This is a genomic window from Variovorax paradoxus (assembly GCF_030815855.1).
GTDB classification, from domain to species: domain Bacteria; phylum Pseudomonadota; class Gammaproteobacteria; order Burkholderiales; family Burkholderiaceae_C; genus Variovorax; species Variovorax paradoxus_M.
In genome coordinates this window covers 2,081,189-2,104,363 of record NZ_JAUSXG010000001.1, presented here as the reverse complement: position 1 = coordinate 2,104,363, position 23,175 = coordinate 2,081,189, and the positions used below count along the sequence as shown (strand labels likewise).

Annotated in this window: 18 protein-coding genes; 6 read left to right on the top strand and 12 right to left on the bottom strand. The window is 67.0% G+C overall.

Annotated features, from left to right (window positions below; genetic code table 11):
• Nucleotides 1-31: 31 nt before the first annotated feature.
• From QFZ42_RS09785 to QFZ42_RS09775, 3 genes are read right to left on the bottom strand one after another with little or no spacing between them, the layout of a single operon-like run.
• Nucleotides 32-1,276: a TIGR03862 family flavoprotein gene (locus QFZ42_RS09785; RefSeq protein ID WP_307700768.1), complete on the bottom strand. Its 1,245-nt coding sequence runs from the start codon at nt 1,274-1,276 to the stop codon at nt 32-34.
• Nucleotides 1,273-4,536, bottom strand: a complete 3,264-nt coding sequence (locus QFZ42_RS09780; RefSeq protein WP_307700767.1) for a UvrD-helicase domain-containing protein — start codon at nt 4,534-4,536, stop codon at nt 1,273-1,275. The genes QFZ42_RS09785 and QFZ42_RS09780 overlap by 4 nt, the downstream gene beginning before the upstream one ends.
• Entirely contained in the window at nt 4,533-7,133 is a 2,601-nt protein-coding gene (locus QFZ42_RS09775; protein WP_307700766.1) for a PD-(D/E)XK nuclease family protein, read from the bottom strand. The genes QFZ42_RS09780 and QFZ42_RS09775 overlap by 4 nt, the downstream gene beginning before the upstream one ends.
• 157 nt (nt 7,134-7,290) lie before the next feature.
• Here QFZ42_RS09775 and trxA point away from each other — a divergent pair, with 157 nt between their 5' ends.
• Both trxA and rho read left to right on the top strand, forming a co-directional pair.
• On the top strand, nt 7,291-7,623 hold the full coding sequence (gene trxA / locus QFZ42_RS09770) for a thioredoxin TrxA (protein WP_012747433.1): 333 nt from the start codon (nt 7,291-7,293) through the stop codon (nt 7,621-7,623).
• A 180-nt stretch (nt 7,624-7,803) separates the two neighbouring features.
• On the top strand, nt 7,804-9,069 hold the full coding sequence (rho, locus tag QFZ42_RS09765; protein WP_021007063.1) for a transcription termination factor Rho: 1,266 nt from the start codon (nt 7,804-7,806) through the stop codon (nt 9,067-9,069).
• A 54-nt stretch (nt 9,070-9,123) separates the two neighbouring features.
• Here rho and QFZ42_RS09760 read toward each other — a convergent pair whose 3' ends face one another.
• Nucleotides 9,124-10,191 carry an oxidoreductase gene (locus QFZ42_RS09760; protein ID WP_307700765.1) on the bottom strand — a complete coding sequence of 356 codons (1,068 nt, stop codon included), beginning with the start codon at nt 10,189-10,191 and terminating at the stop codon, nt 9,124-9,126.
• Nucleotides 10,192-10,373: 182 nt separating this feature from the next.
• Here QFZ42_RS09760 and QFZ42_RS09755 point away from each other — a divergent pair, with 182 nt between their 5' ends.
• The 3 genes from QFZ42_RS09755 to QFZ42_RS09745 all read left to right on the top strand — a co-directional run bounded on the left by QFZ42_RS09755 (nt 10,374) and on the right by QFZ42_RS09745 (nt 13,811).
• Nucleotides 10,374-10,643, top strand: coding sequence for a type B 50S ribosomal protein L31 (locus QFZ42_RS09755; protein ID WP_007836661.1), 270 nt, complete (start codon nt 10,374-10,376; stop codon nt 10,641-10,643).
• A gap of 81 nt (nt 10,644-10,724) precedes the next feature.
• Nucleotides 10,725-12,464, top strand: a complete 1,740-nt coding sequence (locus tag QFZ42_RS09750) for a hypothetical protein (RefSeq protein WP_307700764.1) — start codon at nt 10,725-10,727, stop codon at nt 12,462-12,464.
• A 3-nt stretch (nt 12,465-12,467) separates the two neighbouring features.
• Nucleotides 12,468-13,811 (top strand): MATE family efflux transporter, encoded by a 1,344-nt coding sequence (locus QFZ42_RS09745; RefSeq protein WP_307700763.1) that lies wholly within the window; start codon nt 12,468-12,470, stop codon nt 13,809-13,811.
• On the opposite strand, the gene phoR is transcribed toward QFZ42_RS09745, so the two are convergent.
• The 7 genes from phoR to pstS are packed head-to-tail and all read right to left on the bottom strand — an operon-like array spanning nt 13,800 to nt 20,459.
• Nucleotides 13,800-15,137 (bottom strand): phosphate regulon sensor histidine kinase PhoR, encoded by a 1,338-nt coding sequence (phoR, locus tag QFZ42_RS09740; protein ID WP_307700762.1) that lies wholly within the window; start codon nt 15,135-15,137, stop codon nt 13,800-13,802. The genes QFZ42_RS09745 and phoR overlap by 12 nt on opposite strands.
• Before the next feature lie 44 nt (nt 15,138-15,181).
• Nucleotides 15,182-15,874 carry a phosphate regulon transcriptional regulator PhoB gene (gene phoB / locus QFZ42_RS09735; RefSeq protein WP_307700761.1) on the bottom strand — a complete coding sequence of 231 codons (693 nt, stop codon included), beginning with the start codon at nt 15,872-15,874 and terminating at the stop codon, nt 15,182-15,184.
• 28 nt (nt 15,875-15,902) lie between these two features.
• The gene (phoU, locus tag QFZ42_RS09730; protein WP_307700760.1) at nt 15,903-16,604 is read right to left on the bottom strand and encodes a phosphate signaling complex protein PhoU; all 702 of its coding nucleotides are present in this window, start codon (nt 16,602-16,604) and stop codon (nt 15,903-15,905) included.
• Between the two features lie 16 nt (nt 16,605-16,620).
• On the bottom strand, nt 16,621-17,400 hold the full coding sequence (pstB, locus tag QFZ42_RS09725) for a phosphate ABC transporter ATP-binding protein PstB (protein ID WP_013540926.1): 780 nt from the start codon (nt 17,398-17,400) through the stop codon (nt 16,621-16,623).
• A 20-nt stretch (nt 17,401-17,420) separates the two neighbouring features.
• A complete protein-coding gene (gene pstA / locus QFZ42_RS09720) occupies nt 17,421-18,311 on the bottom strand; it encodes a phosphate ABC transporter permease PstA (protein WP_307700759.1) in 891 nt (296 codons plus the stop codon).
• The gene (pstC, locus tag QFZ42_RS09715; protein WP_307700758.1) at nt 18,308-19,390 is read right to left on the bottom strand and encodes a phosphate ABC transporter permease subunit PstC; all 1,083 of its coding nucleotides are present in this window, start codon (nt 19,388-19,390) and stop codon (nt 18,308-18,310) included. Before pstC ends, pstA begins: the two co-directional genes overlap by 4 nt.
• A 31-nt stretch (nt 19,391-19,421) precedes the next feature.
• Nucleotides 19,422-20,459: a phosphate ABC transporter substrate-binding protein PstS gene (gene pstS / locus QFZ42_RS09710; protein ID WP_307700757.1), complete on the bottom strand. Its 1,038-nt coding sequence runs from the start codon at nt 20,457-20,459 to the stop codon at nt 19,422-19,424.
• A 265-nt stretch (nt 20,460-20,724) separates the two neighbouring features.
• Here pstS and QFZ42_RS09705 point away from each other — a divergent pair, with 265 nt between their 5' ends.
• A complete protein-coding gene (locus QFZ42_RS09705) occupies nt 20,725-22,245 on the top strand; it encodes a Ppx/GppA phosphatase family protein (RefSeq protein WP_307700756.1) in 1,521 nt (506 codons plus the stop codon).
• Between the two features lie 9 nt (nt 22,246-22,254).
• Here the strand turns inward: QFZ42_RS09705 and QFZ42_RS09700 are convergent, their stop codons facing one another.
• Nucleotides 22,255-23,043, bottom strand: coding sequence for a hypothetical protein (locus tag QFZ42_RS09700; RefSeq protein ID WP_307700755.1), 789 nt, complete (start codon nt 23,041-23,043; stop codon nt 22,255-22,257).
• Nucleotides 23,044-23,175 lie beyond the last annotated feature (132 nt).

Here is a 23,175-nt window from a genome sequence, read left to right as displayed (position 1 = left end):
ACAATCAATACAAAAGTATTCAATCATGCCCTCAAAGGCCCAACTGCTTGATCGCTCCGCGCGCCGCGGCAGCCCCGCTGGCCATGGATGCCGTCAGCAGGTAGCCGCCGGTCGGCGCCTCCCAGTCGAGCATTTCTCCCGCCACGAACACGCCCGGCACCGCACCGGCCATGAGCCCTTCGTCGAGCGCTTCGAAGCGCACGCCGCCCGCGGTGCTGATGGCTTCGTCGATGGGCCGGGTTGCCACCAGCCGCAGCGGCACGGCCTTGATGGTCGCTGCCAGCTGCGCGGGGTCTTGCATCGCCTCGCGGCCCAGCACCTCGTGCAGCACGCCGGCCTTGATGCCCTCCAGGCTCAGCCGGCTCTTCAGATGGCTGCTGAGCGAGCGGGCGCCGCGCGGATGCTTCACTGCGGCCAGCACCTGTTCGGCGCTGCGGTCAGGCAACAGATCGAGCAGCAGCGTCGCGCTGCCGTGCACGGCGATCTCGTCGCGCAGCAAGGCCGAGGCCGCATAGATCAGGCTGCCCTCGATGCCGGTGGCCGTTGCAACGAACTCGCCCTTGCGTGCAAAGCGCCGCCCCTGGCTGTCGGTGAACGAAATTGCGACCGACTTGAAGGGCTGGCCCGCGAAACGGCTCGCGAAATGCTCGCTCCACCCTGCCCCGTCGAAGCCGCAGTTGGCGGGTTGCAGAGGCGCGATGTCGATACCCCGCGCCTGCAGCCATGGCGCCCATGCGCCGTCGGAGCCGAGCCGCGCCCAGCTCGCGCCACCCAGCGCGAGCACCACGGCATCGGCCTTCGCCGCGATCTCGCCGGCCGGCGTCGCGAACCGCAGCGAAGCCGGATCGATGGGCGCGTCTCCGTCGCCCAGCCAGCGATGGCGCATGTGGAACTGCACGCCGGCCGCGCGCAGCCGGTGCAGCCACGCACGCAGCAGCGGCGCGGCCTTCATGTCCGTTGGAAACACGCGGCCCGAGGTGCCCACGAAAGTCTCGATGCCGAGGCCGGCCGCCCACCCGCGCACCTGCTCCGGGCCGAACCGCGCGAGCAAGGGTTCGAGCTGCGCACGGCGGTCACCGAAGCGGCTCATGAAGATGTCGAAGGGCTCGGAATGCGTGAGGTTCAGTCCGCCGCGGCCGGCCAGCAGGAACTTGCGGCCCACCGAGGGCATGGCGTCGTACACGTGCACCTGCACGCCGGACTGGCTCAGGACTTCGGCTGCCATGAGGCCGGCGGGTCCGCCGCCGATCACGGCGACGGTATGGGAAAGGGTCATTCGAGATTTACCAGTTCGCCCTGCCCGGTGAGGAACGCGACGCGGACCGTGGCACCGAGGTAGGCATGTTGCACGGCCGCGCGGTAGCGCTGCATCTGTGCGATGAGTGCCGCGTCGCGCTCTGGGCGCGCGGCAGATTTGTAGTCGAGGATCCACCAGTCACCGGTGCCGCGCTCGCGCACCAGGCGGTCGATGCGCAGCGTTTCGCCTTCATGGACCAGCGTCACTTCGTTGCCGTGCCAGTCGATCATGCGCTCGTCCCACGCCCACGCGCCGGCACCCGCGCGAATGCGCTCGGCCAACACGGCGGCGCCGCGTGCCTGCTGCGCGTCGAGCATGAACTCGCGGGCCGCGGCGCGCACGTGTGCCGGCGGCAGCGCCTCGCCCGGCACGGCCCATTCGAGCAGGCGGTGCATTGCCTGGCCGAACGCGGCAGCGCGCGCATCGACGGTGGTGTTGTCAGCGGTTTTCTTGACGGCCACAGGTTGCTTGGCCGCGGGCGTCAGGACCGGCATCTTCTTCATCGAAAAACTGCCGGCCACGGATTCCGCCGTTGACACGATCAATGGCTCGTCGGCTTCCACGGGTTCGCACATCGATTCGAGCCGCGACCACCAGCTGCCCTCGTTGGCGCGGGCCGGCTGTACCGACGACAGCACAAGGCGCTCGCGCGCCCGCGTGGTTGCGACGTAGAGGCCGTTCAGTTCTTCGCGGTGGCGCGCCCGCTGCTCTTCCTCGAGCAATGCAGTGGCGCAGCCCGGCGGCGTTTTCTCGCTGGCCATGAACACGAAGCGCGTGGGCGCACTGTCGCTGCCCTTCCATTCGACCAGCACGCCCATGGTCTGGGCGCGCGGCGACGGTGCATCGCAGTCGAGCATGAGCACGGTGTCGGCCTCGAGGCCCTTGGCGCCGTGCACGGTCAGGAGCTGCACCGCATCGGGCACCGCGACGGACGGCGCGCGCACGCCACCTGCGCGCAATGCACGTACCAGCGCATAAGGCGTGGCAAAGCGGGCGCCTTCGATCTCGAGCGACGCCGCCAACAATCCGCGCAAATTGGCCAGCGCGCTCTGGCGCATGGCGGAAGGCACGGCGGCGCCGAACCTGGCCAGCACATCGCCATCGTGAAAGATCGCGTCGAGCGCATCGTGCGGCGGCCATGCGGCGAGCCAGCGCTGCCATTGCTTGAGCTTGACGCCGGCTTCGGCCAGTTCCGCGGGCAGGCCCTCGCCCTTCTGAATCAACGCGAACCAGCTCGACGAAGGCTGCTCGCGCTGGCGCAGCGCCAACCGCACCAGCGCATCGTCGCCGATGCCGAACAGCGGCGACTTGAGTGCACGCGCCAGCGAAAGATCGTGCGCGGGCGACACCAGCGCATCGATCAGCGCCACTACGTCCTGCACCTCGGGTGCGTCGTGCAGCTCGTTCTTTTCAGGCTGCTGCACGGGAATGTGGCGCTGGCGCAGCGCGTCCTGCATCGCGGCCAGCCGGTTGCGGCGGCGCGCCAGCACCATGATCTGCCGCGGCGGCGTGCCGTCGGCAATGCGCTGCGCGACCCAGCGCGCGGCCTGCTCGCATTCTTTTTGCAGCAATTGTTCTTCGGGCAGCACGCGCGGCGTGACGAGGCTGTCGCGCCAATGCAGCATGCCGTCGTCGGCCGGAGCCGCTTCGGCGGTACCTAGCGCGTCGCGGTCGATGGGCGGCAGCTTGAGCAGTTCACCCTCGTCGTTGCGCTCGGTGGTGTGGGCGCGGTAGCCGTCGAACTCCCCGGCCTCCTGCGCAGCCAGCATCGCCTGGTTGACCAGGCCGACCACCGCGCGCGCATTGCGGTGGGTGTGATCGCAGTTGAGCAGCTCGCCGCCCAGGCCTTCGCGCACGAACTTCTTCGCGGCGATGAACACCTGCGGCTCGGCGCGGCGAAAGCGGTAGATGCTCTGCTTCGGGTCGCCCACGATGAAGACGCGCGGTGCCTTGCCCCCCGCACCGGTGTAGGCGCTGAGCCAGCCGTAGAGCGCCTGCCACTGCAGCGGATTGGTGTCCTGGAATTCGTCGATCAGCAGATGGGCGATGCGCGCATCGAGCCGCTCCTGCACCCAGCCCGACAGCGCCGACTGGCCCAGCAGCAATTGCGCAGCCTGTTCGACGTCGTTCATGTCGACCCAGCCATGGGCGCGCTTCACTTCGGCAAAGGCGGAGATGAGGATGCGCGTGAGCCGCGTCATGCGCTGCTGGTAGAGCCAGGCGGCGTGCTGGGCCTGCGCGACGCACAGTGTCTGGAGCTCGGCTTCGGCTTCCTGCGCGGCGGGGTATTTCTGCAGGTTCTTGGTGAGCCGGTCTTCGGAGGCGACAAAGAAATTCTTGCGCAGGTGCGCCAGTGCGGCCGTGCGCGATGCCGCTGCCGGCTCGCCGGTGCCGAACACGTCGATGATCGCCTCGGCAGCCTTCTGCGGCGTCTTGTTGGCTTCGCGGCCGAGCGCGGCGGCACGGTCGAGCCAGCGGCGCCTGACCTGCTCTCCCTGCAAGGCATCGGTCGGCTCGTCCAGGCCTTGGAGCGAGGGATGCATGGCGCTGAAGTGCTGCACCGCCGACACCGGATCGGACAGCGAGAACTCGACCCGGCGCGTGAGCGCTTCTCCGAGAGCCTTGGCGGTCTGCGACCGGCCGTACGTGGCGACGACAGCGTAGTAGTCGGCCAGTGCCTCCTTGTCGGCGGTCACCGCCTCGAAGAACGGACGCCAGGTACGCACGCGCGCCTCGGCATCGTCTTCGAGCAGTTCATAGTTGGCGGGCAGGCCGAGCTCGCGCAGTACCGCGAGCGGCGCGTTGCGCAACAGGCCCGCAAACCAGGCGTGAAAGGTACGGAACTGCACCGGCCGGCCGCCTTCGAGCAAACGCCTGTAGAGGCCCTGCAAGCGCGGTACGGCGGCCAGTGCGGCAGAAGGCTCGACGCCTCGCATCACGAGTTCGCGCACCAGTTCGTCGGGGCCGCGCTCGGCGAACTGCTCGAGCCATTGGTCCAGACGCTCGCGCATCTCGCCGGCGGCTTTCTTGGTGAAGGTAATCGCCAGAATTTCGTGCGGCTCGCAGGCCGATTCGCCTTCTTCGAGCAGCGCGCGCAAGATGCGCGACACCAGCATCCAGGTCTTGCCCGCGCCGGCGCAGGCCTCGACGGCAACGGAGCGCCGCGGGTCGCAGGCCACGGTGTAGAAGGCCTCGCGCGCGACGTGCCGGCCGTTGTGTTCGTAGGCGGCGCCGTTCATTGGGCAGACCCTCCGGCCAGAGCCTCAGTGGGCGAAAGCGGGGGCTGCTCGACCTCCCAGAAGTCCTTGCGGCAAAGCCCGCGCGCCGCGCAGTAGTCGCAGATCGCGCCCTCTCCCAATGGAGGCAGCGCCGCGCCCTGGGCGATGCGGGTGAAGTCATCGAGGATGCCCGCGACCAGTGCGTCGCGCGCCTCCACCACCACGGGCTGCTCGACCGTCTGCGTTCCGGACGACTTCTCGCCGACATTGACATAGGCCGCGCGCAAGGTGTCGTCGGCCACCAGCGCGGCATAGAAGGCCAGCTGCGTGTCCTCGGTCGGATCCTTCACGCGCTCCTTGGTGACCGCGGCCGATTCCGTCTTGTAGTCGATCACGAAGGCCTGGCCGTCGGGCATGCGGTCGATGCGGTCCAGCCGGCCGACCAGTTGCAGATTGCCCAGCGGCTGCTCTTTCCAGGGCTCCGATTCGACGAAGACGGCGCCGCTCGCCTCGTGGCCGGCAAGCCATTGAAGGTAGCCGTCGCACACGGCCGGCCAAGCTGCCGCGAACGGCAGGAACTCGCTGTCCGACAAGCCGAACTCGCGCGTCGCGCGTTCGGCCGCCGCGGTGATGTACGCCACGCGTTCGGCCGCTTCGCTGGTCGGTCGCGCCGTCAGTGCCTCATGGAAATGGCCCAGCACGGCGTGCAGCCAGTTGCCGAAGTCGCGCTTGTCGACCTCGGCATCGAGCTCGTCGGCGCTGCGCAGCCCGAGTTGCCGCAGCGCGAAGAAGCGGTAGGGACAGCGGCGCAGGTCTTCGTAGACGCTGGTCGAAATGTTCCGCAGCGGAAGCAGCGCCCCGGAGGGAGTTGGGTACAGCGTCGGCTGCACCGCGACTTCGCGCAGGGTGCGCGGGTCCGCAGTCATTTGCAACGCATGGTCGAGCTGCAGCGCCTGCACCAGCGGGCTCGGCCGGACCGGCTCGCCACTGGCATCGGATTGGCGCCACAGCAATTCGCAGCTGGGATTGCACAAGGCCGCGGCCCAGGCCGAGCGCTGCGCGGCCTCGAGCGTTTCACGCGCCGGCAGGCCCAGTTCGGCGCGCTGGGCCGCGCTCCAGTTGCCGGGCGGCTCGGGCGACGCGGGCAGGCGCCGATCGTCGCAACCGGGAATGACCACCGCGCCGAATGCGCGGCCCAGCAGCTGGTGCAGCGGCAACACCACGACCTGCGGCACGTCACTGCCGGCGGGCGGCACGAAGCTGGCGTCTTCGAGCACGTCGCGGACCCAGGCCGTGAACTCGGCCAGCGTGTGGCGCCCGCCCGGGAAGTCGTCGTCGTCGCCATGGGCATCGGCATCGAGCCACAACGCGGCGATCACCTTGCCGCCGGCCATGTCGGCTGCGAGTGGCGCCCATTGCTCGCAGGCCTCCAGCAGCTCGCGCAGCGCCCGCAGCCAGTCGACCAGCGGCCTCGAGCGGGCCATGGCCATGCGCCGACCTTCGACGCCTTCGGTGAACGGCAGCAGCGCGATGTCCTGCGGTTTCTCGCTGCGCGCGGCCTGCCCGCACCAGGCCGACCATTCGCGCACGCCTTCGCGCCGCAGCCGGGCTTCGAGCGCCTGCACGGCAAGCGCATCGCCGTCGGCCCCGCTCTTGAGCCATCCGAGCACCTGGTCGCTGCCGGCGTCGTGGGCGCAGGCACGCAGCGCGCCCATCACGGTGGCGGCGGCGCGCGTGGTGGAAAGCTTCCAGCCGGTTTCGTCGTGCGCCGTGACGCCCTGCGCCTGGAGCTGCGCACCGATGCGCCGCGTGAGCGCGCGGTCGGTCGCGACCAACGCGACCGGCGCACGGCCCTCGGCCAGGTGCTGCAGCACGCAGGCAGCGGCAAGCTCGGCTTCGTCTTCGGGGTCGGCGGCGACATGCGCGCTTGCCGCGGCGGCCGGCGGGGTCGTGGGCACCAGCGAGAGATGAATGGCGCGCTCGCGCCACAGCGTGCAGAGCGTCTGCGTGAGCGGATCGGTCTGGAAGCCTTCGAGCACGATGAGCGCGTCGACCTGCGTGCGCACGTTGTCGCGCAGCAGCACATCGGTGGCATAACCCGAGTTGGCGGCCCAGGCCACCGCAACGCGTATCAGCGCGCTTTCGATGCGAAACCATTCCGACTCGCTGCCGGCTTCGGCCACATGGGCAGCCCGCTGCGCCCATTCGGTGCCGCGCACCTCAGGCAGCGCCGCGGCCGCGAGCGGGGCCAGCTGGTAGGCCAGTTCGACCACGCGCCCGGCCAGCGCAAAGCGCTCGGCGGCAAAGCCAGCCTGCGACAGCAGCGCCTGGGCCGTGACGAGATCGCGCGCCATGTCGAATGCGATGTCGTAGCCTGTGGGCAGGAAGCCGCCCGCGCTGCGCGCCCAGTTGCGCGTGGTTTCGAAGCGCGGCACGAAGCCCGGCGTGCCGCAGCGTGCCCACATGCCGCGCGCCACGCCCATCAACTGCGCATAGGGCACCAGCACCACGGTGCGCGCCGCGTGAAGCTGGCGCTCTGCAATGGCGCCGGCAATGCGCGCCACCACGCCGGCGGCGGGGTCGCACCACAGGGCCTGGACGGGGTGGCCTTCGTTCATGTTCTATAGGGGGTTCGGGAGCGTGGAAGCGCGACGCGCAAAGGGATTTTGCTATCGGCGCCATAGCGTTCCCGCATGGCACCCCACCCCTTGGTTTCTGTCACAATGACCAGCACTTTAGCTGCACCGAAACTCTCCGCGCACAAGGACACATCACATGGCCAGCGACCTGATCAAACACATCTCTGATTCTTCCTTCGAAGCCGACGTGCTCAAGTCCAGCCAGCCGGTGCTGGTCGACTACTGGGCCGAATGGTGCGGTCCCTGCAAGATGATTGCGCCCATTCTGGACGAAGTGTCGACCGCCTACGAAGGCAAACTGCAAATCGCCAAGCTCAACGTCGACGAAAACCGCGACATTCCGGCCAAGTTCGGCATTCGCGGCATCCCCACGCTCATGCTGTTCAAGGACGGCCAGCTGGCCGCCACCAAGGTCGGCGCCATGAGCAAGGCGCAACTCACGGCGTTCATCGACCAGCAGCTCGCCTGAGTCATTTCAACCGGCTGACGCGCAATGCGTTGGCCGCGCGATTTTTTGCTGTCATAATCTCCCACAGTTCACCGGCCCTTTCAGGCAACCGGTTCGAGTTCCCCGGTTAGTGAAGCAGTTCTCGCTTCACGTTTAACCTCCCCCCGTTTTCCGATCGATTACCCCGCGAGGGGTCATTCCATGCACTTAAACGAACTCAAGGCACTCCACGTGTCTGAAGTCCTCAAGCAGGCTGAAGCGCTTGAGATCGAAAACGTCGGCCGCATGCGCAAGCAGGAGCTGATGTTCGCGATCATCAAGAAGCGCGCCAAGGCCGGCGAACAGGTCTTCGCCGACGGCGTGCTCGAAATCCTGCCCGACGGCTTCGGCTTTCTGCGCAGCCCCGACACCAGCTTCACGGCCAGCACGGACGACATCTACATCTCGCCGAGCCAGGTGCGCCGCTTCAACCTGCACACCGGCGACATGATCGAAGGCGAAGTGCGCACGCCCAAGGACGGCGAGCGCTACTTCGCGCTGACCAAGCTCGACAAGGTCAACGACGGTCCGCCCGAGCAGAACAAGCACAAGGTGATGTTCGAGAACCTGACGCCTCTGTTCCCCAAGGAACAGATGAAGCTGGAACGCGACGGCGTCAAGAGCGACGAGAACATCACGGGCCGCATCATCGACATCATCGCCCCCATCGGCAAGGGCCAGCGCGCCCTGCTGGTGGCGCCGCCCAAGAGCGGCAAGACGGTGATGATGCAGCACATCGCCCACGCCATCAGCGCCAACTACCCCGAAGTGCACATGATGGTGCTGCTGGTGGACGAGCGGCCTGAAGAAGTGACCGAAATGCAGCGCACCGTGAAGGGCGAGGTCATTGCCTCGACCTTCGACGAGCCCGCCGCGCGCCACGTGCACGTGGCCGAAATGGTGATCGAGCGCGCCAAGCGCCTGGTCGAACTCAAGAAGGATGTGGTGATCCTGCTCGACTCGATCACCCGCCTCGCCCGCGCCTACAACAACGTCGTGCCCTCGTCGGGCAAGGTGCTGACCGGCGGCGTCGACTCCAATGCGCTGCAGCGCCCCAAGCGCTTCCTGGGCGCCGCGCGCAATGTGGAAGAAGGCGGTTCGCTGACCATCATCGGCACCGCGCTGATCGACACCGGCAGCCGCATGGACGAAGTGATCTTCGAAGAGTTCAAGGGTACCGGCAACTCCGAAATCCACCTGGACCGCCGCCTGTACGAAAAGCGCGTGTTCCCGTCGATCCAGCTCAACCGCAGCGGCACGCGCCGCGAAGAGTTGCTGCTGGCTCCCGAAATCCTTCAGAAGACCCGCATTCTTCGCCAGCTCATGTACAACATGGACGAGATCGAGTCGATGGAGCTGATGCTCAAGAACATGAAGGCGACCAAGACCAATGTCGAATTTTTCGACATGATGCGTCGCGGCGGCTGAGCACCACGCTCAACCGCAAAAGCGCGTCGGCCCCCACGGGCCGACGCGCTTTTTTCATGGGCGTTCGATCCGGACGGCGCGCCCCTCCACGGCACTCTGGCGGCCGATGTCGAGCAGTTCCATCAGCGCGACCGCCTGCTCTGGCGGCACCGGGTTCGGGCCGTGGCCGAGGATCGCGTCGCGGACCGCGGCGTAGTAGTCGACGTAGTTGCCGGCCCGCGTCGGCACGGAGCGGTATTGCGGCACGCCGTCGCTGCCGTGCACCGTGAGCTCGCCGTCGAGCGGATCGGCGCCCCACCCTGCGGCTGGCGGCCGCTGCCCGGCGCGCAAGGCATCTTCCTGCGGGTCGACACCGTGCTTGACGTAGCTGCCGCGCGTGCCGTGCACGATGTAGCGCGGCGCGGGCTGGGCCGCGAGTGTCGTGGCGTGCAGCACCACGCGCAGCGGCGCATGGGGGCCGCTTTCGTAGCGCAGCACGGCGTGAAAATAGTCTTCGACCAGCGCGCCGTCGCGCAAGACTGCCGTGTCGAGCTGGAGCGTGTCGGGCCGGCCGAACAGCTGCACCGCCTGGTCGACCAGATGAGCGCCCAGGTCCACCCACAGGCCCGAACCCGGCACCGGCTGTTCACGCCAGCGCTCGCGCACTTCGGGCCGGAAACGGTCGAAATGCGACTCCAGGTACACCGGCCGGCCCAAATCGCCGCTCGCCAGCACGTCTTTCAACGTCAGGTAGTCGGCATCGAAACGCCGGTTCTGATAGACCGCCAGGACGCGATTGTGGCGCCTGGCCAACAATTCGAGCTCCTTGGCTTCGGCGACATCGAGGGTGAAAGGCTTGTCCACCACCACGTGTTTCCCGGCCTCGAGCGCCGCCTTGGCGACCGGATGGTGCTGGGCATTGGGCGTCGCCACCACGACGAGGTCGATGTCCGCGCGGGCCACGAGTGCGGCCACATCGGGCACCACGGCCACGCCAGGCCAGTCCGCATGAACCTTGTGCGGCTGCGAACTTGCCACAGCCGCCAGTTCGAGCCCCGGAACAGCCGAAAGCACGGGCGCATGGAAGGTCTGGCCGGCAAAACCGTAGCCGACGAGGCCGGCGCGCAGGGGTTTAGAGGTCATGGGAGGGTGGGTTTGCTCGGAAAAGGGGCAGTATGCGATAATCATGGGCTCCGCGAAAAGTGCGGCTGGGCAGCGTCGCCCGGCTTCCCAGGTCTCCCCTGGGGCAGCGCGTCAGACTCCTGGCACGCTGGTGGCTCTCGCATCGACCGCGCATTGATTCCAACAGCGCAAAAGGAAAGATCATGGCAAAAGAAGGCATTCACCCGAATTACCGCGAAATCCTGTTCGTCGACATGTCGAACGGTTTCAAGTTCGTGACCCGTTCGTGCGCGAACACCAAGGAAATGGGCAAGACCGACGACGGCCGCGAACTGCCCCTGTTCAAGCTCGACACCACGAGCGAATCGCACCCGTTCTACACCGGCACGCAAAAGTCGGTCGACAACATGGGCGGTCGCGTCGAGAAGTTCCGCAACCGCTTCGGCAAGACGACCGGCGCTGCTTCCAAGTAAAGCACGCGCTTTCGCATCGAGGGCAGCCCGGTTTACCGCGCTGCCCTTTTTCTTTCCCAAAACCGCCGTTCGCTCATCTTTGTGAATCAACCCACTCCCGCGATCGTTGCCCAGAGCGCCGTGCGCCGGTTGCCGCGCATTGCACTGCTGTTGTTATGCGCCGCCTACCTGCTGCCGGGCCTCGTGGGCCGCGGCCCGTGGAAAAGCGCGGACATCACATCGTTCGGCTACATGGCCGAGCTGGCGCGCACCACCGAAGGCATTGCGCGCTGGTTCGACCCCATGCTCCTGGGCCTGCGCCCCGAAACGCCGGCGCTCATTCCGTACTGGATCGGTGCCTGGGCCATCAAGATCGCGCCTTCGTGGCTGCACCCCGACCTGGCCGTGCGCATCGTCTTCGCGCTGATGCTCTGGGGCACGTTCACCGCCACCTGGTACGCCGTTTACTACCTCGCCCGCACTGCGCGGGCGCAGCCGGTGGCCTTTGCCTTCGGCGGCGAGGCCCGGCCGACCGACTACGCCCGCGCAATCGCCGACGGCGGCCTGCTCGCGTTGATCGCCTGCCTGGGCCTGGCCCAACTCGGCCATGAAACCACGCCGGCACTCGCGCAGCTGTATTTCGCGTCGCACCTGTTCTATGGCGTGGCCGCGCTGCCGTATCGCCGGGCCGGCCCGGTCATCGCGCTGATGGTCGGCACCATCGGCATGACGCTGAGCGGCGGTCCCACGGTGGGCCTGGCGCTGGCGATCGGCAGTGCGCTCTTCATGGCCTACGAGCGGCGCACCGCCCGCCTCAATGCCGACACGGCGACGGATGAAAGCCCGGGCTACACCCGAGGCGCGCTCGCGACGATGAGCGCAGTCGCGCTCGTGGCCGCGGCGCTGGCCATCGGGCTGGGTTTGCTCGAATGGAAAATCCAGCTGCCGGGCCGCCATCCGAGCAGCACCTCCGTGCTGGGCGATGTGCGCAGCCAGGCCAAGCTGCTGGTGTGGTTCACCTGGCCGGTGTGGCCGCTCGCGGTCTGGACGCTCTGGCGCTGGCGCCGCCAGCTCACCGCGCGCCACGTGGCTTTGCCGTTCTGGTTTGCGCTGGTGCCGCTGGCCGCCACCTGGACCACCGACTATTCCGACCGTTCGCTGCTGCTGACCTTGCCGGCCTTCGCCACGCTCGCGGCCTTCGCGCTGCCGACCTTCCGGCGCAGCGCGGCGGCGCTGATCGACTGGTTCAACGTGCTGTTCTTCAGCGGCCTGGCCGTGCTGGGCTGGATCTACTGGATCGCCATGCAAACCGGCGTGCCGCCCAAGCCCGCCGCCAGCGTCGCGCGGCTGGTGCCCGGCTTCGTGCCCGAGTTCTCGCCCATTGTGTTCGTTCTGGCGCTGGCCGCCACCATCGCCTGGTGCTGGCTGGTGCGCTGGCGCACCGGGCGCCACCGGGCCGCGCTCTGGAAAACGCTGGTGCTCCCGGCCGGCGGCACCGCGCTGTGCTGGATGCTGCTGATGACGCTTTGGCTGCCTTCCATCGACTACGCGCGCAGCTACGTGCCGCAAGTTCGCGCAGTGGCCGAGCGCGTGGGGCAGCCGAGCTGCGTCGCCGAACTGGCACTCAGCCGCGCGCATATCGCAGCCCTGCAGCATCACGGCCATTTCAACCTGCAGCCGCTGCTGCTCGGCACCAATTGCCCCTGGCTGCTCGTGAGCCCCGAGACGATCGAACGGCTGCACACCATCATTCCCCTGGAGCAATGGCGTTTCAGCGGCACCCTGCGCCGGCCCAGCAGCGCGACCGACGACCTGCTGCTCTATCAAAAGATCGCACCGTAGCAAGTGACTGGCGAACGAGGTCTGATCGCGCGGCACGCCGGCACGGTGCTGGTCGGCCAACTGGCCGTGATGGCATTCGGCGTGACCGACACCATCGTGGCCGGCCGCTACGCCGAGAGCGCGCTGGCTGCGCTGTCGGTGGGCGCGGCCATCTTCATCAGCGTGTTTGTCTCGCTGATGGGCGTGCTGCAGGCACTGCTGCCGGTGTGGGCCGAGCTGCACGGCGCCGACCGCCGAAGCGAAGTGGGCCGCTCGGTGCGGCAGTCGCTTTATCTCAGCGGCATCGCCATCGCCGTCGGCATGGTCGTGCTGCTGTTCCCCGGCGCCGCATTGCGATGGACGCAGGTGCCGCCCGAGATGCGCGCCGGCGTCGAAGCGTACCTGGCGGTGCTCGCCTTTGCGCTGCCGCCCGCCCTGCTCTTCCGCTTGTTCAGCACGCTCAATCAGAGCCTCGGCAAGCCGCAGGTCGTGACATGGCTGCAACTGGGCTCGCTGTTCCTGAAGCTGCCGCTGTCGATCTGGTTCACCTTCGGCGGCGCCGGTTTGCCGGCCATGGGCCTGGTGGGCTGCGCCTGGGCCACGCTGTGCGTGAACTGGGCCATGCTGGCGTGCGCCGCATGGCTTTTGCGCAGCAGTTCCTTCTACAAGGACTACCGGCTCTGGGAACGCATCGAAGCACCCGACTGGCGGCAGATCCGCCAGTTCGCGAGCCTGGGCGTTCCCGGCGGTCTCGCAGTGCTGGTGGAAGTGACCTCGTTCACCCTGATGGCGCTGTTCATCGCGCGGCTCGGCACGGCCGCGGCCGCCGCGCACCAGATTGCCTCCAACCTGCTCGCGGTGGCCTACATGGTGCCGCTTTCGCTGTCCATTGCCACCAGCGCGCGCGTGAGCTTCTGGCTCGGCGCCGGCCATGCCGCAAGGGCCCGCCGCGCCTGCCGCATGGGCTTCGAGCTCACGGCTCTGTGCGCCCTGTTCTTCGCGGGCGCGATGGTGGCGCTGCGCTTCAAGCTGGCCCACGTGTACTCCGACAACCCGGCCGTGGTGACAGTCGCCGCGGCGTTGCTGCTGGTGGTGGCGGTCTATCACTTTGCCGATGCCCTGCAGACGCTGTGCGTGTTCGTGTTGCGCTGCTATCGCGTCACGCTGGCACCGCTCGTCATCTACTGCACCCTGCTCTGGGGTGCCGGGCTCGGCGGGAGTTATCTGCTGGCCTATCGCGGCCTGGGGCCCTGGCCCGCAATGCAGTCGCCGCTGGCGTTCTGGCTCATGGGCGCGGGCGCCCTGGCGGTCACGGCCTTGCTGTTCGGCGCGCTGCTGCGCTGGACGATGCAGCGGTCACTTCGCTAGCAGCCGCGCTTCCCGCACCCGGTTCACCGGAAACACCAGCGCAAAGCGGGAGCCCTTCCCTACCGTGCTCTCGATGCGCAGTTCGGCCCCGTGCCGCTGCGCGATGTGCTTCACGATCGCCAGGCCCAGCCCGGTGCCGCCGGTCTCCCGGGAGCGGCTGCGGTCGATGCGGTAGAAGCGCTCGGTCAGGCGGGGAATGTGCTCGGCGGCAATGCCCGGGCCGGTATCGCGCACCGCGTATTCACCGCGCCCGTCGGGCAGCAGGCGCCAGGTCACCGCCACCTCGCCGCCGCCGGGCGTGTAGCGGATGGCGTTGGTCAGCAGGTTCGACATGGCGCTTTGCAACTCGGTCGGCGCACCCGAGATTTCGGATTCGGCCTCGATGGTGAAGGACAGGCGATGGCCCTGCGGCGCAAGCCGGCCCGACAGTCCGCGCCCCTCGTCTTCGCACTGCGCAAGCAGCGCCCGAATGCGGATCCACTGGTTGCCCGAAGGCGGCGCGCTGCCTTCGAGACGCGAGAGCGTCAGCAGGTCGTTCACCAGCGTTTCCATGCGGTGCGACTGCTGGCTCATCAGCGACAGGTAGCGCGCGCGCTCTTCCGCGTCGAGCGGCAGGTTCTGCAGGGTTTCGACAAAGCCGGCTAGCACCGTGAGCGGCGTGCGGATCTCATGCGACACGTTGGCGACGAAATCGCGCCGCATGGCTTCTGCCTGCTCCACCGCGGTGATGTCGCGCGTGAGCAGCATGCGGCGGTTGCCGGCATAAGGATGCACTTGCACCGAGAGCCGCACCGGATGGCTGCGCTGCTGCGCTTGGCCGGGCCCGGAGGCGTCGATGACGACGTCGCGGCTGTAGTTCCACGAAGCCAGGTAGGCCACGAAAGCCGGATCGCGCACCAGGTTCGCGAGGTGCTGCAAGAGGTCGCGTTCGCTGTTGATTCCGAATTGGCTCGCCGCCGTCTGGTTGCACCATTCGATGCGGCCCTGCTCGTCGAGCAGGATCACGCCGTTGGGAGACGCCTGGATGGCGGCCAGGAATTCCTGGAGACGGTCTTCGGCCTGCCGGGTCTGCTGCTCGCGATCGCGCAGCAGCTTGCGGATGCGTTCCGAGAGTTCGCCCCACATGCCGGCTCCGCGTGTCGGCAGGCCCGCCGCATTGTTGCGCAGCACCTGCAGCAGGCGCTGGGCCCGCCACGCGTCCAGTGCGAGCCAGAGTACCGCGCCCAACCAGGCGCCGAGCCATCCGAACTTCCAACCAAAAACGGCTGCGGCGCCCGCTCCCATCACGAGCGACGCTATGAGAAAAGTAGCGATACGGACAGGCATGGCGGGCGATTATCCGCGCCCGCGGCCGATGGACACGGCGCGGTTCAAACCGTGACTTGGACCGTCAGGCGATAGCCGGCACCACGCACGGTTTCGACCATGGGCGCCGCAGCGCCCAGCGATTCGCGCAGGCGCTTGACGTGGACGTCGACCGTGCGCTCCTCGATGTAGACGTGGTCGCCCCACACCTTGTCGAGCAACTGCGCGCGGCTGTGCACGCGCTCGGCGTGCTGCATCAGGTAGGCCAGCAGCTTGAACTCGGTCGGTCCCACCTTGAGCGCATTGCCCTGCCAGGTGACGCGGTGCGTGGCGGTGTCGAGCGCAAGCTCGCCGATCTCCACGCGCTCGGCCACCACCTCAGGCGCGCGGCGGCGCAGCACGGCGCGGATGCGCGCGAGCATTTCCTGCGTGGAGAACGGCTTGGTGATGTAGTCGTCGGCACCCGCGTCGAGGCCGGCCACCTTGTCGGGCTCGTCGCCGCGCGCGGTCAGCATCAGGATCGGGACCGCCTTGGTGCGTGCGTCCTTGCGCCATTGGCGCGCGAGCTGCAGGCCGCTCTGGCCGGGCAGCATCCAGTCGAGCAGGATCAGGTCCGGCAGGAAGGCGTCGATTTCGCGTTGCGCCGCCGCGCCGTCTTCCGACCAGATCGGCTCGAAGCCGTTGTGGCGCAGGTTGACGGCGATCAGCTCGGCGATCGACGACTCGTCTTCGACGATCAGGACTCTGGGTTTCTTCATGCTTTCTTCGGGGATCTTGCCGTGGTTCTTACTTCAGCGCCGACTCGATTTCCTGCATCGAAGTGTGCCGCACATCGGCGCCCTTGACGATGTAGATGATGAATTCGGCGATGTTCTTGGCGTGGTCGCCGATGCGCTCGATGGCCTTGGCCAGGAACAGCAGGTCGAGGCTGGCCGAGATCGTGCGCGGGTCTTCCATCATGTAGGTGACCAGCTTGCGCACGAAGCCGTCGAACTCCTTGTCGATCAGGTCGTCGTCCTTGAGGATCGACAGCGCGGCGGCCGTGTCCAGGCGCGCGAACGCGTCGAGCGCGGTACGCAAGAGGCCCGAAGCCAGGTCGGCGGCAATGCGCAGCTCGTTCGAAGGCAGCGCGCGGGCCGAGCCGCTCTCGATGATCGACTTGACCATGCGCGCAATCTTGTTGGCCTCGTCGCCCACGCGCTCGAGGTTGGCCGTGGTCTTGGAAATGGCGATCAGCAAACGCAGGTCGCGCGCCGTCGGCTGGCGCCGCGCAATGATCGACGACAGCTCGCGGTCGATCTCGATTTCCATCGCATTGACGCGGTGCTCGGTTTCCATCACGCGGTCGGCCGCATCGGGGTCGAACTGCAGCAGCGCATACACCGCCTGGTGAATCTGCGCCTCGACCATGCCGCCGAGCTCCATCACGCGCGACGAAACGCCGTTGAGTTCGCTGTCGAACTGGCTGGAGAGATGTTTTTCAGTCATGTGTGCCTCCTTGGCATCAGCCGAAACGGCCGGTGATGTAGTCCTCGGTCTCCTTGCGCTGCGGCTTGAAGAACATCTGTTCCGTCGCGCCGAACTCGATCAGGTCGCCCAGGTACATGTACGCGGTGTAGTCGCTGCAGCGTGCCGCCTGCTGCATGTTGTGCGTGACGATGACCACGGTGTACTCGTTCTTCAGTTCGGCAATCAACTCTTCGATCTTCGCGGTCGAGATCGGGTCGAGCGCCGAGCAGGGCTCGTCGAGCAGCAGCACCTCGGGCTTGATGGCAATGCCGCGCGCAATGCACAGGCGCTGCTGCTGCCCGCCGGAAAGGCCCGAGCCGCTTTGCTGCAGCTTGTCGCGCACCTCGGTCCAGAGCGCGGCCTTCTTCAGGGCCCACTCGACGCGGTCGTCCATTTCGCTCGCGCTCAGGTTCTCGAACAGCTTCACGCCGAAGGCGATGTTGTCGTAGATCGACATCGGGAACGGCGTGGGCTTCTGGAACACCATGCCGATCTTTGCGCGAATCAGCGCCACGTCCTGCTTGGACGTGAGCAGGTTCTCGCCGTCGAGCGCAATGGTGCCCTCGGCGCGCTGCTCGGGGTAGAGCTCGAACATGCGGTTGAAGGTGCGCAGCAGGGTCGACTTGCCGCAGCCCGACGGGCCGATGAAGGCCGTGACCTTGTTCTCGGGGATCTCGAGATTGATGCCCTTGAGCGCGTGGAACTTGCCGTAGTAGAAGTTCAGGTCCTTGACCGAGATCTTCGAGCGCGACGGTTGTGCGACGGTGTTTGGCATGGTTGCTACTTCTTCTTGAATCAGAGTTTGTTGCGCGTCAGCACGCGCGCCAGGATGTTGAGGGCGAGCACGGCCACGGTGATCAGGAACACGCCGGCCCAGGCCAGCTGTTGCCAGTTTTCGTACGGGCTCATCGCGAACTTGAAGATCGTTACCGGCAAGCTGGCCATCGGCTGGCTCACGTCGGCGGTCCAGAACTGGTTGTTCAACGCGGTGAAGAGCAGCGGCGCGGTTTCGCCGGCGATGCGCGCCACAGCCAGCAGCACACCCGTGACCACGCCCGCACGCGCGGCGCGCAGCGTGATGCTCAGGATGACCTTCCACTTCGGCGCGCCCAGTGCGTAGGCTGCTTCACGGAGGCCCGGCGGCACCAGCTGCAACATGTTCTCGGTAGTGCGGATCACCACCGGAATCACGATCAGCGCCAGCGACAGCGCGCCCGCCAGGCCGGAGAAGGTCTTGAAATAGGCCACCACCACGGCATACACGAAGAGGCCGATCACGATCGACGGCGCCGACAGCAGGATGTCGTTCACGAAGCGCGTGACCGATGCAAGCCAGCCCTTCGGGTTGTATTCGGCGAGGTAGATGCCGGCCATGATGCCGATCGGCGTGCCCACGAAAGTGGCCAGCGCCACCATCACGAACGAGCCGAAGATCGCGTTGGCAATGCCGCCCGCTTCGTTCGGCGGCGGCGTCATTTCGGTGAAGGTGGCGAGCGCCAGGCCGCCCAGGCCCAGGCGCAGCGTTTCCCAAAGGATCCAGACGAGCCAGAACACGCCGAACACCATTGCGGCGAGCGACAGCGTGAGCGCGATCTTGTTGACCCGGTTGCGCGAGGCAAACTTGGCCTGGCGCGTTTCGGCGAGAGCCTTGGCGTTCAGCAGGTTTTGAGCCGTGCTCGTATTCATGACTTGGTCCCTTCGCTCTTCTTCATCTGGGCAAGCAGCACCTTGGAGAGCGTCAACACCACAAAGGTAATGAAGAACAGCACCAGGCCCAGGTACATCAGCGCGGCCTGGTGCAGGCCCGCGCCGGCTTCGGCAAATTCGTTGGCCAGCGCCGAGGTAATGCTGTTGGCCGCCTCGAACACCGACAGCGAGTTGAGCTGGTTCATGTTGCCGATCACGAAGGTGACCGCCATCGTTTCACCGAGCGCCCGGCCGAGGCCGAGCATGATGCCGCCGATCACGCCGGCCTTGGTGTAGGGCAGCACGACCTTCGAGACCACTTCCCACGTCGTGGACCCCAGCCCGTAGGCCGACTCCTTGAGCAGCGGCGGCGTCACTTCGAACACGTCGCGCATCACCGAGGCGATGAACGGAATGATCATGATCGCGAGGATGATGCCGGCCGAGAGAATGCCGATGCCCACGGGCGGGCCCGACACCAGCGCGCCGAGGTACGGCACGCCGGCGAGCAGCTTCTGCAGCGGCTGCTGCACCCAGGTGGAAAGAATCGGACCGAACACCAGCAAACCCCACATGCCGTACACGATCGACGGCACGGCGGCGAGCAATTCGATGGCCGTGCCCAGCGGGCGCTTGAGCCAGCTGGGCGAGAGCTCGGTCAGGAACAGCGCGATGCCGAAGCTCACCGGCACCGCGATCACCAGCGCGATGGCCGACGTGGCCAGCGTGCCGTAGATCATGACCAGGCCGCCGTACTCGTTCTGCACCGGATCCCACACGCTGCTGGTGAGAAAGCCGAGGCCGTACTTCGAAATGGCGGGCCATGCGCCGGCAATCAGCGACAGCAGAATGCCGATCAGCATCGCGAGCGTCAGCAGCGCAGCGCCCTTGGCGGCCCAACCGAACAGCCGGTCGGCCATGGGACCGGAACGCGGCGCCTTGGCCGGCGGTGGGGACGCAGCGGTGCGGCCGCGTTCGGCCGCAAGGTCGTACGTGGCGGCAGAAGCAGGAAAAGTGGATGACACGGGTCGCTCCGGCAAAGACGAAAGCGGCGCGTCCTCGAGCGAAGTGCTGCTCATGGTCGCGCCGTTCTGGAGTGGGTGGGTGGATTTACTTGAACGCGACAGGCTTGCCCGACGCGTCCTTCACTTCACCCCACGCCTTGGCGATGGTGGCCTTCACGGCATCGGGCATCGGCACGTAGTCGAGATCGTCGGCCGTCTTGTCGCCGCCCTTGTAGGCCCAGTCGAAGAACTTGAGCACGGTGGTCGCGTTGGCGGGCTTGTCCTGCACCTTGTGCAGCAGGATGAAGGTGGCGCCGGTGATGGGCCATGCATCCTTGCCGGCCTGGTTGGTCAGCACCTGGTAGAAGCTCTTGTTCCAGTCGGCGCCGGCGGCCGCGGCCTTGAAGGCCGTGTCTTCCGGCGAGACAAAGTTGCCGGCGGCGTTCTGCAACTGGGCGTAGTTCATCTTGTTCTGCTTGACGTAGGCGTACTCGACATAGCCGATCGAATTGGGCAGGCGGTTCACGAAGGCAGCGACGCCTTCATTGCCCTTGCCGCCCGCGCCGGTCGGCCAGTTCACGGCCGTGCCCTCGCCCACCTTGGTCTTCCACTCGGCGTTGACCTTGCTCAGGTAGTTGGTGAACAGAAAGCTGGTGCCCGAGCCATCGGCGCGGCGGACCGGCGCAATGGCGGCGTCCGGCAGGGCCAGCGAACCGTTCAGCGCCTTGATGGCCGGGTCGTTCCACTTGGTGATCTTGCCCAGGTAGATGTCGCCCAGCACCTGGCCGTTGAGCTTCAGCTCGCCTGGCTTGATGCCGGGAATGTTCACCACGGGAATCACGCCGCCGATGACGGTGGGGAACTGGATCAGGCCCTTGGCCTGGAGTTCGTCGTCCTTCAGGGGCGCGTCGGAAGCGCCGAAATCGACCGTCTTGGCTTCGATCTGCTTCAGGCCGGCACCCGAGCCGACCGACTGGTAGTTGATCTTGACGCCGGTGGCCTTGTTGAAATCGGAAGCCCACTTGGCATACAGCGGTGCCGGGAAGCTGGCGCCGGCGCCGGTCACGTCTTGTGCAAAAGCGGGAACTTGGGCGAAGACCGCGGCCACGAGGCCGGCGGCTGCAAATTTGAAAGTCGTTTTCATCAAGGCTTCCTTTAGAAGTAAGAAGTAGTCCCTTTCGGGCTTGGAACGGACTCTAGAAAGCTTGTGTGACATCGGTGTGACACCCCCTCGTCGAGGGAAAATGCCGCTGCGGCTCCGCGGCTTGTGTGACGCTGTCACACAACCGTCATTTGCCGCGCCTAGCCTTCCGAACCTCGCTACCGGCGATTCGGGAGGCGGCGCACCTGTCCACGGCCTGTCACGGCGCTACGATCAGATCCACCGCCCCTCTTCTCACTACAACTACATGCAAAACGGCACCCGCCTCGCCGCCGTCGATCTCGGTTCGAACAGCTTCCGGCTCGAAATCGGACAGGTCGACCACGGCCAGATTCACCGTACCGAATACCTCAAGGAAACCGTGCGCCAGGGCAACGGCCTGGACAGCGCCCGGAACCTCACGCCCGAGGCCATGCAGCGCGGCTGGGACGCGCTCGCCCGGTTTGGCGAACGGCTGGCCGGCTTCAAGCGCTCGCAGGTGCGCGCCGTCGCCACCCAGACGCTGCGTGAAGCCCGCAACCGCGAAGAATTCCTGCTGCGCGCGCGCACCATCCTGGGTTTCGGCATCGACGTGATCCCGGGGCGCGAGGAAGCCCGCCTCATCTACCAGGGCGTGGCGCACATGCTGCCGCACACCGACGCCTCCGACCGCGAGCGCCGGCTGGTGGTGGACATCGGCGGGCGCTCCACCGAAATGATCATCGGCCGCGCGCTCGACGCCGAGCTGATGGAGTCTTACCGCGTCGGCAGCGTCGCGTGGTCGATGAAGCACTTTGCAGAAGGCCTCTTCACCCCGGCCGCATTCCGTGCCGCCGAGGTGGCGGCCAAGGCGGTGCTGGACGATGCCTTGTCGAGCTACACCCGCGACCAGTGGGACGTGGCGTACGGCGCCTCCGGCACCATCGGCGCGGTGGGCGACGTGCTGGCCGCGGCCGGCGGCGAACCCGGGCTGATCACCCGCGACGGACTCGACTGGCTGGTCGAGCGCCTGCTCAAGGCCGGGAGCGCCGACAAGCTGCGCATCGACGGCATGCGCGAAGACCGCAAGGCCGTCATCGGCGGCGGCGTGAGCGTGCTGCGGGCGGTGTTCGACCTGCTCGGCATCGAAGAAATGAAAGTCGCCCAGGGTGCGCTTCGCCACGGGGTGCTCTACGAATTGCTCGAACGCGACGAGGGCGTGGCCGATTTGCGCACCGCCACCGTGGCGCGGCTGGCCAGCCGTTTCTCGGTCGATGCGGCCCAAGCCCGGCGCGTGGGCGAAACCGCCGCGGCATTGTTCGTGCAGCTCACGCCCGCGGCACGTGGCGGCAGCTCGGGCAGTCGCGCCGGGCGGGCGCTGCGCAAGCTCGGCTGGGCGGCGCAGTTGCATGAAATCGGCACGCTGGTTTCGCACAGCGACTATCACAAGCACGGCGCCTACATTCTGGACAACACCGACGCGCCCGGCTTTGCCGTGAACGAGCTGCACGCGCTCGGCCAACTGGTTCTGGGGCAGCGCGGCAAGCTACGCAAGCTCGAGGCCGCGCTCGACGACGAAACCTTCGTGATGCAGCTGCTCTCGCTGCGTCTCGCGGTCATCTTGTGCCACGCGCGCCGCGATCCCGATCCGCAGGCGCTGCATCTCGCGGCGCTGGGTGCCAGGGCTTTCACGATTGCCTGTGCGCCCGACTGGGCCGATGCCTATCCCCAGTCCGCGCACCTGCTGCGCGAAGAAGTGCTGGCCTGGCAGAAGACCAGCAACTGGCGGGTGGAACTCAGCGGCTGCTGAGCCGCCGATTCACTTCGGAGCGAAACCGGCCGTCTGCGCGGTTTTTGCGTGGGCGAGTCGGGGCGGCGATTCGTCCCCGCCGAACATGCCCGCATAGGCCGGTTGGAGAATTCGCGAAAGCCCCTGCCGCAGGCCATCCTCGGCCTTGGCCGTGTCCTGCAGCAGACCGTCGTACGCCAGGAAGGTCGGCTCCTCCAGGTCGGAGGTGTGGGTCGTCTGATAGAGAACGGCCTGTTGTTCGTCCTTGAGCGACTGCTCGATCGCCACGAAGGGCTTGAAGCTCGATGTCATGTCTGGCGCCGAATAGATCGTGGTGACCCGAACGACCAACGTGCTGTAGCCGGGGGTGGACTGGAATCCAGCGGCCTGCAGCTGTGCCAGTTCGCCGTCCACACGCGGAGCCGGCGTCAGCTTCACTTCGCGGCCCCCTGTGCGCAGTCGCGCTGCCAGTTGCTCCGCGAATTGACGGTTGAGTGAGGCCGCACCGCTGTTCTTCACGGCGGCCGTGAACTCCCTGGTGCGCCGTTCCAGGCGGCTGGCCTTCGTCACCCTCGTGCCGACCTCGACGCCGATGGCCACCAGCGTGCCTACAGGCCCGAAAACCCCGGCCCATCCGATGATCGCGGACCCGCCGCCATCCATGACCGTCAGCTGATCGTGCTCGTTGTAGACGAGTTCAATCTTCGTGACCGAACGGGTGGCGTCGCGCCGAACCTCTGGCGCGGGTTCGGGCATGGTGTTCGTGGCGCATCCGGCCAGGAGGGCTGCAGCAGCCAGCAGGGAAACGAGCGCTTTCATTGAGCATCCGCGGTGGAAGACGGCTGCAACAGCCTTCGCCACCCGGCGCCCGGAAATCCGCGGCACACAAGGCGCTTGCTGTGCAATCGCCTTGTGGTTGTAAGTTATCGATGCTATTTGTGACCAAATGCA

What these genes read in the sequence shown, in the direction of transcription:
- phoU (WP_307700760.1), bottom strand. Translation starts at nt 16,604, where the DNA reads ATGACTGAAAAACATCTCTCCAGCCAGTTCGACAGCGAACTCAACGGC.
- QFZ42_RS09705 (WP_307700756.1), top strand. Translation starts at nt 20,725, where the DNA reads ATGCAAAACGGCACCCGCCTCGCCGCCGTCGATCTCGGTTCGAACAGC.
- phoR (WP_307700762.1), bottom strand. Translation starts at nt 15,137, where the DNA reads ATGCCTGTCCGTATCGCTACTTTTCTCATAGCGTCGCTCGTGATGGGA.
- pstS (WP_307700757.1), bottom strand. Translation starts at nt 20,459, where the DNA reads ATGAAAACGACTTTCAAATTTGCAGCCGCCGGCCTCGTGGCCGCGGTC.
- rho (WP_021007063.1), top strand. Translation starts at nt 7,804, where the DNA reads ATGCACTTAAACGAACTCAAGGCACTCCACGTGTCTGAAGTCCTCAAG.
- trxA (WP_012747433.1), top strand. Translation starts at nt 7,291, where the DNA reads ATGGCCAGCGACCTGATCAAACACATCTCTGATTCTTCCTTCGAAGCC.
- QFZ42_RS09785 (WP_307700768.1), bottom strand. Translation starts at nt 1,276, where the DNA reads ATGACCCTTTCCCATACCGTCGCCGTGATCGGCGGCGGACCCGCCGGC.
- phoB (WP_307700761.1), bottom strand. Translation starts at nt 15,874, where the DNA reads ATGAAGAAACCCAGAGTCCTGATCGTCGAAGACGAGTCGTCGATCGCC.
- QFZ42_RS09700 (WP_307700755.1), bottom strand. Translation starts at nt 23,043, where the DNA reads ATGAAAGCGCTCGTTTCCCTGCTGGCTGCTGCAGCCCTCCTGGCCGGA.
- pstB (WP_013540926.1), bottom strand. Translation starts at nt 17,400, where the DNA reads ATGCCAAACACCGTCGCACAACCGTCGCGCTCGAAGATCTCGGTCAAG.
- QFZ42_RS09780 (WP_307700767.1), bottom strand. Translation starts at nt 4,536, where the DNA reads ATGAACGGCGCCGCCTACGAACACAACGGCCGGCACGTCGCGCGCGAG.
- QFZ42_RS09760 (WP_307700765.1), bottom strand. Translation starts at nt 10,191, where the DNA reads ATGACCTCTAAACCCCTGCGCGCCGGCCTCGTCGGCTACGGTTTTGCC.
- QFZ42_RS09755 (WP_007836661.1), top strand. Translation starts at nt 10,374, where the DNA reads ATGGCAAAAGAAGGCATTCACCCGAATTACCGCGAAATCCTGTTCGTC.
- pstC (WP_307700758.1), bottom strand. Translation starts at nt 19,390, where the DNA reads ATGAGCAGCACTTCGCTCGAGGACGCGCCGCTTTCGTCTTTGCCGGAG.
- pstA (WP_307700759.1), bottom strand. Translation starts at nt 18,311, where the DNA reads ATGAATACGAGCACGGCTCAAAACCTGCTGAACGCCAAGGCTCTCGCC.
- QFZ42_RS09775 (WP_307700766.1), bottom strand. Translation starts at nt 7,133, where the DNA reads ATGAACGAAGGCCACCCCGTCCAGGCCCTGTGGTGCGACCCCGCCGCC.